We start from the raw sequence: 15,087 nt of genomic DNA on the forward strand, positions 1-15,087 counted from the left end.
CCGTAGGTTGATCCGCGTCGCCGTGCGTACACGTCGATTCAAGGTTTTCCTCGATCGCCGGGAGTTCAGTTGAAGATCAGAAAGCTGCTCGCCTCCGTCCTGACCGGGCTGGCCATGGCCGTGACCGTCGGCCAGCTGCCCGCGGCCGCGGCCCCGGCCTGGGTGGAGACGTTCACGTCCGGCACCTACCGTGCCGTGATCAGTGGTGACTGCGCCTCGTTCGGTGAGGCCGTCTTCGGATGTCCCTGGCCGGGGGACGACAGTTTCAACGTCCGGGACACGCTCGCGGACGGGCACTCGGCCGCCATCGTCTGGCAGAACTTCGTCGACGGCGCGCTGTACCGCCGGGGCGCCTGCGTGGAGAAGCGCGGGAACGGCGCCGAGGGCAGCTGCAACATGAACTTCTACGAGGGCTCCGAGGTGCAGATCCGGGCGTGCACCTACGAGTCCGGCCGCAGCGGCACCGTCGCCGACAAGATCGTGCAGTGCGGACCGTCCGGCCCGGCGTTCCGGATGTGACGTGACGGCGGCGCCGAGCATCCGGGATCCTCATCGTCGACAATGGCCGAATGTTGTTCCGGGTGCTCGGCCCGGCCGGGTTCAGCGACGGCACCCGGCCGGTGCGGATCGAGGCCGGCAAACCGCGGCTGATCGCGCTGCTGCTGATGACCAGCGGCAACCGCGTCGTCACCACGGAGGCGCTGGTCGACGAGGTGTGGCGGGGCCGGCCACCCGCCTCCGCACCGGCCAACGTCCGCACGTACCTGTCCCGGCTGCGCCGTCTGCTGCCCGGCCGGGTGACCGCCACGCCGGCCGGGTACCGGTTCGAGGTCGCACCGGGCGAGCTGGACCTGACCGAGTTCACCGCGCTGGTCGCCGCGGCCCGGGCGCGGAGCACGCGAGAACCGGAGGCGGCGCGCGCGGACCTGCGCGCCGCGCTGGCGCTGTGGCGCGGCGAGCCGTTCGCCGGTGAAGCGGCCGGGCCGGTGCTGGAGGCGCGCGCCGCGGCCGCGCGCGACGACTATCTCTCCGCGGTCGAGCTCTACAGCGAGCTGCTGATGCGCGGCGGCGAGCCGGGCGCGGCACAGGCGTTGCTGCGCGACTGCATCCGCGAGCACCCGCTGCGGGAACGGCTCCGCAGCCTGTACGTGCTCGCCACCTACCGCAACGGCGACCCGGCCGGTGCGCTCGGCGCGTACCGGGAGACCCGTACCGTGCTCGCCGCGGAGCTCGGCATCGACCCCGGCCCGGAACTGGTCGCGGTGCACCGCGCCGTGCTGCGCCGCGATCCCGGCCTGCGGACCGCCGAGCGGCTGGCCGCGCCGTTCCAGCTGCCGCCGGTGGTCGCGGACTTCACCGCGCGGGAACCGGAACTCGCCCACCTGATCCGGCTGCTGCGGCAGGAGCCGGACGTGCCGGGCACGGGCGTGACCGTGATGATCGGCGGCATGGCCGGCGTCGGCAAGAGCGCGCTGGCGGTGCGCGCGGCGCACGCGGTGGCCGGCGCGTTCCCGGACGGCTGCCTCGTCGCCGACCTGGACCCGCCCGGCGCCGGGCGGGTGCTCGGCCATCTGCTGCGTTCGCTCGGCGTACCGGCGGAGATGCTGCCGCACGACGTGCCGGAGCGCGCCGCCCACCTCCGGTCGGTCCTGGCCGGCCGGAGGGTGCTGATCCTCGCGGAGAACGCCACCGACGCCGGTACGGTGCGGCATCTGCTGCCCGGTCCGGGCAGCGCGCTGCTGGTCACCGGCCGGACCGCGCTCGCCGTGCCGGGCGCGCACCGGGTGCCGCTGCTGCCGCTGGACGTCGAGGCCGGTACCGCGCTGCTGGCCCGGATCGCCGGCCCGGGCGTGGTCGCCGCGGACCCGGCCGCGGCCGCCGCGATCGCCGGGCTGTGCGGTGGCCTGCCGCTGGGCATCCGGGCGATCGGCACCCGGGTGGCCGCGACGCCGGACGTGTCGCTGCGCCGGATCGCGGCCCGGCTCGCCGACCGGGACCAGCGCCTGGACCGGATGACGTACGGCGACGCCGACGTCCGGGCCAGCCTGGCGCTCAGCCTCGACCGGCTCGCACCGGCACCGCTGACGCTGCTGCGGGCGGTGAGCGCACTGCCGGTCCGTACGTTCGCGTCCTGGCTGCCCGCGGCGCTGCTCGGGGTCGCCGAAGCGGACGCGTACACGCTGGCCGAGCGGCTCTGCGACGCGCAGCTGCTCACCCGGGTCAGCGACGAACGGTACGCCGTGCACGACCTGGTCCGGCTGTCCGCCGTGGAGCGGCCCGGCCCGCCGGTCGCGGAGCTGGTCACCGCGGCCGGCACGGCCTACCTGCGCGCCGCGCTGTCCGCGAACCTGCGGCTGCCGGGACGCCCGCTGGCCCTGCCCGCCCCCACGACGGCGCTGGCGGAGGCGGCCGCGGCACCGGCGGAGTGGTTCGAGTCCGAACTGGAGACCATCGGCGCGCTGGTGCCCCGGCTGGCCGAGGCGGGCGAGGCCGAACTGGCCGCCCGGCTGGCGACCGCGACCGTGAACTTCTGCGTCGTCCGCGGCCGGATCGGCGACTGGGCGGCGACCCACGACGCGATCCCGGCCGATGCCGCGCTGACGCCCGCCACCCGGGCCCTGCTGTGGCTCAGCCTCGGCAGCCTGCACCGGTTCCGCGACGACAACCCGGGCGCGCTGCCGTACCTGCGCCGCGCGTACCGGCTCTACACCGCGCTCGGCGACGCGGCCGGGACCGCGGGTGCCGCGCTCGGCTGGTGCGTCGCCGCGCAGCAGCTCGGCCGGACGCGCGTCGCGCTGGCCGCCTACGACCGGGCGGCGCGGTTGCTGCCCGCGCTCGGCGGCACCCCGGCCGCCGGCTACGTGCACCTGGCCTTCCGACAGCCGGTCAACCCGTCGCCGGAGGGGGAGACCGCGGCGCTGCACCGGGCACTCACCGTCTTCGAGGCCGGCCGCGACGCCTGGGGCAGCGCCGAGGCGCACACGTTCCTGGCCGACGGCTACCTCCGGCGAGGGCTGACCGCGGTCGCGGCCCGGCACGCCCGCGCGGCCGTGGCCGGCTACACCGCGCTACGCGACGAGATGCAGCTGACCGTGGCCGAGACCGTGCTGACCGGCATCCACCTCGAACTCGGCCTGCACGACCACGCGCGGACGCTCGCCGGCCGCTGCCTGGACCGCGCCACCCGGATCGGCCACCGCTGGGGCATCGCCTCCGCGCAGCGCTCCGCCGGGCACCTGGAACTGCTGTCCGGCCGCCCGGCCGCCGCGATCCCGCTGCTCACCGCCGCCCACGCCGGCTTCACCGAGATGGGCCTCACCCGCTCCGCCACCATCACCGCCGGCCTGCTGGAGCGTGCCGGCGTCACGCCGTAGCGGCCGGGACCGACCATTCGTGGCCGTCGCGGACGTACTCGTGGCTCTCGAAGGTCTCGAAGCGGTCGTCGGTCCAGCGGCGGATCGCGATGGTGAGGCGGTCGCCGGTGGCGTCGATCAGGTTGTAGCTGTTCGGCTCGCCCTTGAGCCGGTTGGAGACCGCGGTGCCGCACTGCGCGACGACCAGGCCGTCGACGATGCCGCTGTACGCCAGGTGGATGTGGCCGCCGAGCAGCAGGTCGGCACGGTGCCGCAGGTGGCGCAGCGCGAGCGCGGACCGGCCGACCAGGCCGCGGCTGCGGACCGCGTCGGTGAGCAGGAACGGGTGGTGCGCGATGACCACCCGCAGGTCGTCACGTGGTGCCTCGTCGAACGCGGCGCCGATCGCGGTCAGCTGCCGCATGTTGATCCGGCCGCGGGACCAGTCGTGGTGGAACGTCCAGCGGCGGGCCGAGTTGACGCCGACCGCGATCAGGCCGTCCGTCTCGTACGTGACCGCGCCGTGCGGGTCGCTGGCGATGTGCTTGCGCCAGCGCCGCCACGGGCGGGTGAACCGGGTCCAGAACCGCCAGCCGGGCAGGTCGTGGTTGCCGGGCACGACCACCGCGGGCGCGGGCAGCTTGTCCAGGAACGCGCTGGCCGCCCGGAACTCCGCCTCGGCCGCGGTCTGGGTCAGGTCGCCGCAGACCGCGATCAGCGTCGGCTGTACCTCGCGCAACTCCTCGATCAGCGTCTCCGCGACCGCCGGCACGTCCCGGCCGAAGTGCAGATCGGCGATCTGCGCGATCCGCACGCCGGCCGGCTTCACGCAGCCGCTCCCGGTGCCAGGACCGCGAGCGCACGGGGCCGGATCTCGTACCGCAGGGGGGTGGCCAGCTGGGCGTTCTCGCCGTCGCTCATCACGCTCATCAGCGCGAGCCGGGTTGATCTCACCTCTACAGTCTTACCCTCGTAGACACGGATCCGCTCGTCCTGCTGCCAGCCGCCGTTGAACAGCTTCGCGACCACCTCGACCAGGTCCCAGCTGCCCCGCTCCTTCGTCACGTAGACCGCCAGCCGCCCGGCGTCCAGCCGCTTGCGTCCCGGGATCGGCGCCGGACCCGCGGCCAGCGGGTTGCAGGAGACCACGACCGCGCGGGTACGGGTGAGGTGCTCAGCGCCGTCGACGGTGATCGTGAGCTCCATCCGCGGGTAGCGCCGGATCAGCCGGACCGCGCGGTCGATCAGCCGGAACACGCCGAGCCGCTGCCCACGGACCCGCTCCCGGATCCGCCCGAGGTGCGGCAGCATGGCCAGCATCGAGCTGTGCAGGTAGGGCGAGTCGTTGACGGTGGCCACGTCGATCCGGTCGACCGGCGCGGCGAGCAGCGCGTCCGCGGCCTCCTCCAGATCGACGGGTACGCCGAGGTCGCGGGCGAGCAGGTTCATCGTGCCCAGTGGCAGGATGCCGAGCGGCACGTCGCCACCGGCCAGCTGTTCGGCGAGCGCCCGCACCGTACCGTCGCCACCGGCCACGAACACCGCGTCCGGCTCCTCCGCGAGCAGCCCCGCGACGTCGATCCGCAGTGTGCCCGGCTCGAACGGCCGCATCCGCACCTCGACGCCCCGCTTGGCGAACAGCTCGGTCAGCTGCTCCTCCGGCGAGGCCTCGGCCCGGGCCAGCAGCGCGCCGGAGCGCGCGTTGTACACCACCGCAACGCGTTTCACGGCGAAAGTCTAGGGTCGCCGGGCGCCGGGCGCCCGCCGGAGCGGGCACTGGCCAAGAGCCCGCTCGGGTACGGTGCCCGCGCCCGGCCCGCGGCGTAGGATCCACGGGTGCCGGATCCGGTCGCCGACGCAACGCTCTGGGGCGCGGACCACCTCGAGGTGGTGTTCGTGCGCCACGGCCAGCCGCTGCCACCCGGCGAACGCGCCGGCCCCGAGCGGGACGACCCGCCGCTGACCACGCTCGGCCACCGCCAGGCCGAGGCGGCCGCCGCGGCCCTGGCCGGCGACATGGTGGACGCGGTGTACTCCAGCGACCTGGCCCGCGCGCGGCAGACCGCGGCCGACCTGGCCACGGTGACCGGCCACCGGGTGCGGATCGTACCCGCGCTGCGCGAGATCGGGCTGCCGGACACCGGGTCCCGGCCGGCCGGGCTGAGCGTGCGGGCGTGGGAACGCGCGGGCCGCCGGTTCGTCCGGCACGGCCGGTGGGACGCGTTCCCGGGCGCGGAGCCACGCCGTGCCTTCCGCCACCGGGTCCGGCAGGCCCTCGCGACCGTCACCGCCCGCCACCGCGACGACCGCCGGGTGGTGATCGTCTGCCACAACGGCGTCCTGAACGCCGCCCTCGCCGACACCCTCCACACCCGCCGCGACTACCTCACCCGCCCGGCCCACGCCTCCCTCACCCGCATCCACTACACCCCGCACCACCGGGCCCTCTGGACCCTCAACGAAACCGCCCACCTCACCCTCGACCTCCTGACCGGCTGACCGGCTGACCGGCTGACCCACCGCACCCGTCCGGCCCCGCCCCGCCGGCCGCCCACCCGCACCTAGCCCACAGGCCGCACCTACCAACCGGCCGCCCACTACGAGACCGGTTGGCTGCCGGGCGCTTTGCGCCCGATATTTCGCGATAAAGCAGTCCGGCCGGCGTACCTGCGTTAGCCGCAACGCTCTCCAGAAACGGGAATCACGCCCCCGCCGAGGCGGGACACGATGCTTTCAGTAGCTGAAAGGTCGAATCCGTTCATTGGAGACAAGATCGGAATTCCTTCCGCTATCGAGATTTACCTCCAATCACGATGGGTGGTGAAATTTCGGGCGTAACGCACCCGGATGCGCCACCCGCCGCCAGCCACCGGCCGACCACCACCGGCCGGACACACCACCCGCCAGACACCGCCGCCCGGACCGATGCCGGCAGTGCATGCCCGCACTCCCGATGGTCGCGCGTGCTTCGCACGCCACCGGCCCCGCACCAACGCCGGCGGTGCAGCCGTGTCGCCGACGATGCACGCGTTTCGTGCCACCGGGTCCCGCATCAACGCCGGCGGCGCGGGCCGTGCTGCTGGTAATCCGCATACTTCGCTCGCCATCGCGGGCGGGCCGATGCCGGGGATGAGCTTCCATCTGCGGGGGATCGAAGATCCAGGTGTCGTTGTGGCCGCTTCGCGCGGATCGAGGCGGCCGACAGCGGCGTGCAGATCTCGCACGGCAACACCGAGCCGGCGACCGCCCGCACCCCACGCCCGAAATATCGCCATATCGGGGACGAGGCGCCCGACGGCTCTCCGCCGGCCCGGCCCGAAGGCGGCGCCGCCGGCCCTGAGTGATCAATCAGTGGTACGAAAAGGAGATCACATATCGAAGTTGACCTCCTTTTTGCACCACTGATTGATCACTCAGCCGGGCAGGCGGGATTCCCGCGGACACGGACACTCGAAGGCGGAGCGAGATATGGCGATATTTCGGACGCGGGCTTCGCGCGCGCTCCCGAAGCGGCCACGGCGCATCGCCATTGCGCAGCGCCGCACCGCGCCGTGCGGCCCGACGCGGCGCTGCGCGCCTTCGTGTGGTGCCCGGCTGGCCCGCGCCAGGCCGGGTCGCGCCTCCGGCACCGGGCCGAGCCTTCGCACCGGGCCGAGCCTTCGCGCCGGGCCGAGCCTTCGCGCCGGGCCGGGTATCCGGACCGGGTCTCCGGAGCGGGGCCCGCCGTACACCTTCGAGCATTGGGCCTTGCGCTGGTTGCGGAGTATTTCGGCTGACCCCCTGAGAACGAGGGGTGCAAGGAAGACGTGGGCGCTTGGGTAGGGGCGGGTGGCCAGGTAAGCAGAGCGGTGACGGTGAGAGGGCTTGCGCCCACAGACCGGCGGGGAGAAGCACCGGCGACGACCGGCGCCCCATGCCACTCAGCCTATTTTGATCTTGAAGTAGACCCGATGGGGCCACGAGTCCCTGGCCGCCGCAGATGCCGTCCCGTTCAGCGGCCAGGGAGCAGACACGGTGGGGTCCTTTGTAAAACCCAGGTCGGAGTCCGTGATCAACTCAAGCTAAGTGTCATTTGGACCGGTGCCGGCGGGAGCGTGCGGGAAGCGGGACATGAACGTGGAGTTTCAGCCGGGCAGGGCCAGGATGTCGACCGCGGCCCGGAAGCGTTCGCCGGAGATCGCCACCCGGCCGCCGTCGTGCGGTGAGACCGTGACCGCGTGGACCTCGCTCGGGGTGGGCAGGACGTCGCCGACGGAGCGGCCGGTGACCAGGTCCAGACGCGGACCGTGTGGTCGTCGGAGCCGGTGACGGCGAGGCGTCGGCCGTCCGGGAGGGCGGCGGTGGCGATCGCGCGCACCGGGCCGCCGTGGCCGCGCAGCGGTGGGCCGATGCCGGTGCGGGCGGACAGGTCGAAGCGGCGGACGGTGCGGTCCGCGCTCGCGGTGACCGCGATCATCTGGCCGTCCGGCAGGACCGCGGTGGTGATCGCGCGGATCGCGTTGGTGTGGCCGGTCGGCAGGCGGGCGATCAGCGTGCAGCTCTCCAGGTCCCACAGGCGCAGGTCGCCGTCGTCGTAGGTGCCGGTGATCACGACGACCTGGCCGTCGATGAGCCGGGCGGTGGCGATCGAGACGACCGGCGCGTCGTGCCCGAACGGTTCGCAGATCGGCCGGCCGGTGGTCAGGTCCCGCACCCGGGCCAGGTAGTCCCAGCTGCCGGTGATCACGACCGGGGTGCCGTCGGCGCGGGCCGCGATCCGCATCGCCGCGATCATGCTGCGGTGTGCCTCGATCGGCTCGCCGACCGGGCGGCGGGTGGCAAGGTCCCAGATCCGGACGGTACGGTCCGCGCCGCCGGTGACGACGACGGTCCGGCCGTCCGGGAGCGTGCCGGTGGCGACCGCTCCGACGATGCCGGTGTGTCCCTCCATCGGGCGGCCGACCGGTTCGCCGCTGTCGACGTCCCAGACCCGGACCGCGCGGTCGGCGCCGCCGCCGACCATGACCGGGCGGCCGTCCGCGGTGACCGCGGCGGCCAGCGCGTAGACCGTGTCCGCCTGGGCCGGTGCCGCGTCGGTGCGGGCGGTGACGGTGGTCAGGTCCCACAGCCGCACGGTCCGGTCGTCGCTGCCGGTGACCACGATGACCTGCTGGTTCGGCATGGTGGCGGTGGCGACCGCGTGGATCCGGTCGGTGTGCCCGGGCAGCGACGCGCCGATCTGGGTGCCGTAGGGCAGGTCCCACACGCGCACGGACTTGCCGTCGCCGCCGCTGATCGCGATGACCCGGCCGTCCGGGAGCGTGGCCGCGGCGACCGCGCCGACCGCGGCCCGGTGCCCGCTCAGCGACCGGTCGACGGTCCGCCGGGTCAGGTCCCAGAGCGCGAGGAGTTTGTCGGCGCCGCCGGTGACCAGCACCGGCCGGTCCGTGCCGAGCGCGGCCGCGGTGACCGCGAAGATGGTGGTGGCGTGCCCGCTGAGCGGTTCGCCGACCGCGGCCTGCCGCTGAAGATCCCAGATCCGCACGGTACGGTCGGCGCCCGCGCTCAGCGCGATCGGCCGGCCGTCCCGGCCGGTCGTGATCGCGACCGCGTTGATCCGGTCGGTGTGCCCGCGCATCGGCGTGCCGATCTGGGCACCGGTCCGCAGGTCCCAGAGCCGGACCGTGCGGTCGTAGCCGCCGCTGACCGCGATCGGCGTGCCGTCCGGCAGCACGGTGGCCGCGACCGCGCGGATCGCGCCGAGGTGCCCGGTGAGCGGCCGCCCGATCGGACTGCCGGTCTCCAGGTCCCATCGGCGCAGCGTGTGGTCGTCGCTGGCGGTGACGGCCAGTACCGGGCCGTCCGGCAGCGTGATGACGGCGAGCGCGCCGACCCAGTCGGTGTGCCCGATGAGCGGTTCGCCGACGGTCGCGCCGGTGCTGAGGTCCCACAGCCGCACGATGCCGTCGGAGCCACCGGCCACCGCGACGAACTGGCCGGTGCCGAGCCGCGCGGTGCCGACCGCGGTGGTCGGTCCGGGGTGCCGGCCGACGATCTCGCTGCGGTCGTCGGAGCGGGTGGACCAGACGACCCGCCAGCAGCCGCCGAGCCGCCGCCCCGGTAGCCGGTCATCGACGCCCACAGCGCGAGCGCGGCGGCGTTCTGGCCCGGGTCGTTCCAGTTCCACAGGTGGCTGACCTTGCGCATGACCGGGAGCAACGCGAGCGTGGCCGGGGTGAGCCCAGGTAGTCGCCGTTGTGCGCCTTCAGCCGGGCACCGGCGGACCGGCACGTCGCGCGCAGCGCGGGCACCGCCCGCCGGACCGTCTCCGGGTCGTGCACCAGCGCGCCGTGGTTGCCGTCCTCGACCACCTTGGTCCCGGTCTGCGCCACGATGAACACCGGGCGGGGCAGCGACGCCGCGTCCAGGCACGCGACCAGGTCCGCGACCATCTGCCGGAACTCCTCGGCGTCACCGGCCGCCGGGGACTGCTCCTCCACGCCGACCTCGAAGTCGACCGTGCGGCCGGTCGCGGACGCGTACTCGTGGCACTCGCCGTAGAGCGTGAGCAGGCGCCGGACCGCGCTCTCCGCCGCGGCCGGCCGGTCGCGTTCCCGGGACGTGTCCAGGTGCAGGATCCGCATGCCGGCGTCGATGTCCGCGCGCAGCGACCGCAGGCTGCTGCGCACCGCCTCGTCCTCGGACAGCCCGGCCGCGCACTCGGCCGGATGCTGCCACGGGCCGCCGTGGTCGCGGCACACCGCGGTCGTGCCGTACGGGTCCCGCCGCCGGACGTAGCCGACCAGGTCGCCGCTGGTCCAGCCCTCCACATAGCCGCCCGGCGCGGAGACCGGCTCGACCTGGGACCGGCTGGCGATCAGCATCACCCGGCCCGGGTAGCGGGGGGCGAGGCCGAGCGCGGCGTCCACCGCGGTGCGTGAGGTGACCCCGAAGGCCAGCTGTGGCATGGAACCGCTCCCCTCTCGGCCGCGGGCTACCGTGCGGTCAGCAGCTCGTCCAGCCAGCGTGCGGCGCTCCCCCACCGCAGGTCCGCGCGGCAGGCGGCGGCGCCGCCCGCGGTCGTGCCGGTGACGCCGGCCAGCAGCGCGTCGGCGGTCATCTCCAGGTCGTACGGCTGGACCGGGAGCACGCCGGTCCGCAGCTGGTCGTAGGCCCCGGCGTTGACCGACAGCAGCAGCGGCGCGTCGCCGCCGACCACCATCGCCTCCTTGGCGACCATGTTGAGCCCGTCGAGCGTCGGGTTGACCAGCGTGGCCGCGCTGATCTCCAGTGCGGCCACGGCCCGGTGCCGGGAGTTCGCGCCCTCGTCCGGGTAGATCAGGTCGACCGGGCCGGTGCCGTACCGCTCGTTGATCCGCGCGGCGGTGGCCTCGCAGTGCCGCCGGTACCGCGCGCTGCGGTCGGTCGGCCGGCGCGGCGGCGTCACGATCGCGCAGAACCACAGCTCGTGGGCCAGGTCCGGGCGGGGTGCCAGGAGCAGCTCGAACGCCTCCAGGCCGCGGCCGACGTTCTTCCACAGGTCCAGCCGGTCCACCCGGACGATCGGGCGCCGGCCGGCCGCCCGGGCCCGCAGCCGGTCGCGCCAGGCGCCGGTCAACGGGTCGGTGCGCAGCGACTCCAGCGCGTCCGCGTCGATCGGGCCGGGTGCGACCGCGACCACGCCGCGGTGGCCGTCGAACTCGATCGCGGAGCCGTCCACGGTGGCGCCCGGCACGAACCGCGCGCAGCAGGCCAGGAACGCGTCGGCCCAGCGGCGGCAGTGGAAGCCGATCACGTCGCAGCGCAGCAGGCTCTCCAGGACCGACCGCCGGATCCGGTCGGGCAGGAGGCCGAAGTAGTCCGGTTCGCACCACGGGACGTGATGGAAGTAGACGAGCCGATTGCGGCGGTGCGGCGTGTGCCGGGCGAGATGGTGCGGCACCCGGAGGAAATGGAAGTCGTGCACCAGCACCACTTCTTCCGGCTCATTGTGCTGGGCGGTCGTGAGAGCGGCGGCGAAGCGCTCGTTCACCGCCTCGTATCCGGCCCAGTCCGCGGTGAAGTCCGCACCGAACATGGGATCGTAGGTGGTGTCGAAAACATAATGAAACAGCCACAGCAGCGTACGGATGGAGACCCCGCTATAGTGCGCCGCCGCCAATCTATCGTCGAATGTCAATGGCTTCAAGGTGATCCGGCCGCCACCGCCGGAGGCCGGCGCACCCGCCGGAGCCGTGTAGATCCACTGGCCGCCGACCTGCTGCATCAGCGAGACCATGATCGGCACGAGACCGCCGGGGAAACCCGGGGACGCCAGCATCGCGCCGGTCTCGGCGTCCACCTGCGGCGCGCTGTTGCTGCACGAGATAAGGCGCACCCGGACACCTCCGCCCGCCGCCTGGAATGCCGCACAGAATGACCGCCGCATGGCGTGGAATTGCCGTGCGGCGGTAACCGAATGATCATTTTATTCCGGCCTCGCATCGGGGAGCCTAACCGTCGGAAAGTGCGACCGTCAAGACACTCCGCATTGGAGTCGTCACACATGCGAGCCTTTATTTCATTTCGTCGCGCGGATAGCCCGCATCACTCGAAGAACTTCAGGCTCCAGCCGGTGTTCGTGGCCGCGCCCGGCACGTTCGCCCGGCCGTAGGTGACGTTCCCCCACCACTGGAACGTACCGGTGTACCAGTACCGGTTCGCCCACGCGTACGGCGTGCCCTTCGGGACCGCGTGGAACATCAGCGGGAATCGCTGACCAGCCGGCGGGCTGGTGCCGATGTCGCCGTTGAGCAGCACGAAGCTGTGGTGGCCCGGCCCGTTCACGGTCAGCGTCGGGTCCCAGCCGGACATCATCGTGGCCCGGTCCGACCCGAGGTGACAGCCGTTGGATTTGTACCAGTCCCACACGTACGTCGGGTCGCCGCCGGCCCGCAGCCGCAGGTCGGCCAGGCAGTACTGCTCGCTCCAGCTGCCGTTCGCGGAGTAGACCAGGTGCAGTTGCCCGCCCGGGTCGCGGATCGCCTCCGGCGCCTCGTTGATGAACGGATTGCCGACCACCCGCTCCCACGGCTCGCGCGGCTGCGAGATGGCGTACCGCGGCCCGGTCGTCGCGGACGGGCTGCTCATCCGCGCGATGTAGAGGTTCTGCTCGACGTTCGTGGTGCCGGCCCAGCCGGACCAGACGAAGTACCGCTGGCCGCCGAACGTGAACATGGTGCCGTCGATCGCCCACCGGTCGTCCGGCAGCGCCATCCGCTGCGCGGCCGTGTAGCCGCTCGCCGCGGCGGCCGAGCTGATCACGTACATCCGGTGTGCCGCGCCGGCGCCGGCCGCGAAGTAGATCCAGTACCGGCCGCCGTCGTAGTGGATCTCCGGCGCCCAGACCTCGCCCAGCCGGCCGGTGTCCGACCAGACCTGGCTGACCGGCGCGTTCGCCAGCGCGGCCGGGGACGCGGCCTGCCGCACGCCGACGCCGCCGTTCCAGGACTGCGCGGAGACGTAGGTGGTGCCGACCCGGATCACACTCGGGTCCGCGGCCCGGATCGTCTGCGCGGCACTCGCGACGTCGGCCCGCACCAGGCTCACACCGGCCGCGACCGCGGCGGCCAGCAACAGGGCGGCGGCGCCGGTCACCCGCCGGGGAGAGAGCTTCATGAACCATGAGCATTCAAGGGGGTACGGGAGGAGTCAACTAAATCTTCCCTATATCTCCGGTATGCGCGCACGGCGTACCCCTGGCCGATCTGGGTATCAGCCCTTGATGACCATCGTGCGGATTCTTCCCGTCGGCGCCGCGCTGTCGCTGCTCACCGCGTGCGGCACCGCCACCGAGCCGGTCGCACCGGTCCCGCAGCCCAGCGCGGCCGAGCCCGTCCCGTCCGGCACCGTGAGCCCCGCCGCGTCAGCACCGGATTCCGAGCAGGGCGCCGGGCTGGACGCGATCAAGGCGGGCGATCGCAAGATCCTGATCCACCTGGCCGAGCCGGACCGCGACCTGAGCGCGACCTACGAGGGCCCCGTCACCACCGGCGACGGCACGGACGACGGCGCGCTGTTCCGGCTGCTGCCGGTGGTCGGCGGCCAGTACCTGATCGAGGCGCTGCGCCCGCGCGAGGAGGGCGGTCGCTGGTGCGTCGTGGTCGACGACCGGGCCACGCCGCGCACGCTCGGCACCGCGGAGTGCGCCGAGGACCAGCGGAGCCGGTTCGCACTCGCCGAGACCGGTGCGTCGGACGACAAGGGCCGCCCGACGCACCACCTGATCAACGACGTGTACGGCGCCGTGCATCACTCCGGTGAGCGCCAGTCACTCTACGTCGAGGAAGTCGGCGACGCGCCGATCGCCGGCACGTTCAGCCTGGTCGACCGCGGCGCGATGTGACCGCGCTCAGCTCGACTTCGCGATGAACGTCGGGTTCTCGATCAGGAACGTGCCGAGCGTGCCGTCCTTCGCCGCCGCCAGCATGTCCATCGACAGCGAATCCAGCGTCTCCGCGGACGAGCCGTTCGCGTCCGTGACGGACCGGAACTGGCCGTTGTTCGTCTTGATCAGCATCAGGTCGTTCGCCGCCACGCCCTTCAGCGTGTAGATGAAGTCGACGACCGGCGTGCCCTGCGTGTCCAGGATGAACGCCTCGCCCGCGGCCTGCACCAGCCCGTTGAGCTTGCCCAGGTCGGTCAGCACGCCGGACGACGTGGCCTGCTTCGCGATCGCCTTCATCAGCTGCTGCTGGTGCCGCTGCCGCCCGTAGTCACCGTCGCTGAGGCTCTTCCGGATGCGCGCGTAGTCCAGCGCCAGCGTGGAGCTCATCTTCCGGCAGCCGAGCTTGTGCACGTACGGCTCGTACCCGGCCGGCAGCCCGCGCACCTGGTCCGCGGCCTCGTCGTACCAGCCCTGGTAGAGGTGTCCCTCCGCGTTGATGCCGAGGTGGATCGAGGTGGCCTGCTCGTCGACACACATGTCGACGCCGCCCATCGCGTGGATGATCTTCTCGAACCCGCCGAAGTCGATCAGCGCCGCACCGTTGAACTTGATCCCAGTGATCTTGTTCAGCGTGTTCGCCAGCGACTCCATGCCGCGGGCCCGCTTCTCCTGCTCCGAGCCGTCCCCGTCGTACCCCACCGAGAACGACGAATTGATCTTCTGAATACCGCCCTGGAAACCGGTCTTCTCGTACGGCGGGATCTGCACGCTCCAGTCCCGCGGAATCGAGATCAGGTACGCCTGGTCGTGCGTCTCCGGTATGTGCAGGATGATGATCGTGTCCGCGAGCACCGACGTGGTCGCCGAGTCCTTGTCCCGCGCGTCGATGCCGGCCAGCAGCATGTTCACCGCGCCACTGATGTCGTTGCCCTCGTCGCCACCGGCCCCGGCCGCGTCCAGCAGCGAATCCGTGGTGATGCTGCTGGTCGCCGACGCGATCAGCGTCTGCGCCGCGACCAGCGTGCCACCGCTCGCCACGAGCAGCACCGCGCCGAAGATCAGGACTATCCGCGCCCACAGCGGATCCTTACGACGCTTGGACGCCACTCGTCACCCTCTCGTCTTCCCCCGCCACCACCCGAAGCGCTCGAAAGGCTAGCAACCCACGGAGTGACGCTTCAAGGTCGCTTTCGCGAGCACCCGGTGGCTCTGCGTCGATCTGCCCCTGTTCGCGCAAGTCCCGTCGCGCACCGGCGACAACCCGAAAATCAAGACCAGGGTATCGGTCGTCGCCGGCGCTCCTCCCTGCCAGTCCCGCCTCAACACCGG

Annotated in this window: 11 protein-coding genes; 4 read left to right on the forward strand and 7 right to left on the reverse strand. The window is 72.9% G+C overall.

Annotation, left to right across the window (positions count from 1 at the left end):
- The first annotated feature begins 69 nt into the window (after window positions 1-69).
- Window positions 70-519 (forward strand): hypothetical protein, encoded by a 450-nt coding sequence (locus J2S42_RS05525; RefSeq protein ID WP_307235849.1) that lies wholly within the window; start codon window positions 70-72, stop codon window positions 517-519.
- A gap of 50 nt (window positions 520-569) precedes the next feature.
- A complete protein-coding gene (locus tag J2S42_RS05530) occupies window positions 570-3,374 on the forward strand; it encodes an AfsR/SARP family transcriptional regulator (protein WP_307235851.1) in 2,805 nt (934 codons plus the stop codon).
- Here J2S42_RS05530 and J2S42_RS05535 read toward each other — a convergent pair.
- Both J2S42_RS05535 and J2S42_RS05540 read right to left on the reverse strand, forming a co-directional pair.
- Window positions 3,364-4,182, reverse strand: a complete 819-nt coding sequence (locus tag J2S42_RS05535; RefSeq protein ID WP_307235853.1) for a metallophosphoesterase family protein — start codon at window positions 4,180-4,182, stop codon at window positions 3,364-3,366. The two genes, J2S42_RS05530 and J2S42_RS05535, sit on opposite strands and share 11 nt — an antisense overlap.
- Window positions 4,179-5,081 carry a diacylglycerol/lipid kinase family protein gene (locus tag J2S42_RS05540; RefSeq protein WP_307235855.1) on the reverse strand — a complete coding sequence of 301 codons (903 nt, stop codon included), beginning with the start codon at window positions 5,079-5,081 and terminating at the stop codon, window positions 4,179-4,181. The genes J2S42_RS05535 and J2S42_RS05540 overlap by 4 nt, the downstream gene beginning before the upstream one ends.
- A gap of 108 nt (window positions 5,082-5,189) precedes the next feature.
- Between J2S42_RS05540 and J2S42_RS05545 the strand changes: the two genes are divergently transcribed.
- Window positions 5,190-5,852 (forward strand): histidine phosphatase family protein, encoded by a 663-nt coding sequence (locus J2S42_RS05545; protein ID WP_307235857.1) that lies wholly within the window; start codon window positions 5,190-5,192, stop codon window positions 5,850-5,852.
- Between the two features lie 1,552 nt (window positions 5,853-7,404).
- On the opposite strand, the gene J2S42_RS05550 is transcribed toward J2S42_RS05545, so the two are convergent.
- From J2S42_RS05550 to J2S42_RS05565, 4 genes are all read right to left on the reverse strand, one after another.
- Window positions 7,405-9,474: a WD40 repeat domain-containing protein gene (locus J2S42_RS05550; RefSeq protein ID WP_307235859.1), complete on the reverse strand. Its 2,070-nt coding sequence runs from the start codon at window positions 9,472-9,474 to the stop codon at window positions 7,405-7,407.
- Window positions 9,461-10,300, reverse strand: a complete 840-nt coding sequence (locus J2S42_RS05555) for a hypothetical protein (RefSeq protein WP_307235861.1) — start codon at window positions 10,298-10,300, stop codon at window positions 9,461-9,463. Before J2S42_RS05555 ends, J2S42_RS05550 begins: the two co-directional genes overlap by 14 nt.
- Window positions 10,301-10,326: 26 nt before the next feature.
- A complete protein-coding gene (locus tag J2S42_RS05560) occupies window positions 10,327-11,709 on the reverse strand; it encodes a trehalose-6-phosphate synthase (RefSeq protein ID WP_307235863.1) in 1,383 nt (460 codons plus the stop codon).
- 209 nt (window positions 11,710-11,918) lie between these two features.
- Window positions 11,919-12,989 (reverse strand): glycoside hydrolase family 43 protein, encoded by a 1,071-nt coding sequence (locus tag J2S42_RS05565; protein WP_307235865.1) that lies wholly within the window; start codon window positions 12,987-12,989, stop codon window positions 11,919-11,921.
- Between the two features lie 106 nt (window positions 12,990-13,095).
- Here J2S42_RS05565 and J2S42_RS05570 point away from each other — a divergent pair, with 106 nt between their 5' ends.
- The gene (locus J2S42_RS05570) at window positions 13,096-13,716 is read left to right on the forward strand and encodes a hypothetical protein (protein ID WP_307235867.1); all 621 of its coding nucleotides are present in this window, start codon (window positions 13,096-13,098) and stop codon (window positions 13,714-13,716) included.
- Window positions 13,717-13,722: 6 nt separating this feature from the next.
- On the opposite strand, the gene J2S42_RS05575 is transcribed toward J2S42_RS05570, so the two are convergent.
- A complete protein-coding gene (locus tag J2S42_RS05575; RefSeq protein ID WP_307235869.1) occupies window positions 13,723-14,865 on the reverse strand; it encodes an LCP family protein in 1,143 nt (380 codons plus the stop codon).
- Window positions 14,866-15,087 lie beyond the last annotated feature (222 nt).

The organism is Catenuloplanes indicus (assembly GCF_030813715.1).
GTDB lineage: Bacteria > Actinomycetota > Actinomycetes > Mycobacteriales > Micromonosporaceae > Catenuloplanes > Catenuloplanes indicus.

What these genes read in the sequence shown, in the direction of transcription:
- J2S42_RS05530 (WP_307235851.1), top strand. Translation starts at nt 570, where the DNA reads ATGTTGTTCCGGGTGCTCGGCCCGGCCGGGTTCAGCGACGGCACCCGG.
- J2S42_RS05555 (WP_307235861.1), bottom strand. Translation starts at nt 10,300, where the DNA reads ATGCCACAGCTGGCCTTCGGGGTCACCTCACGCACCGCGGTGGACGCC.
- J2S42_RS05565 (WP_307235865.1), bottom strand. Translation starts at nt 12,989, where the DNA reads ATGAAGCTCTCTCCCCGGCGGGTGACCGGCGCCGCCGCCCTGTTGCTG.
- J2S42_RS05570 (WP_307235867.1), top strand. Translation starts at nt 13,096, where the DNA reads ATGACCATCGTGCGGATTCTTCCCGTCGGCGCCGCGCTGTCGCTGCTC.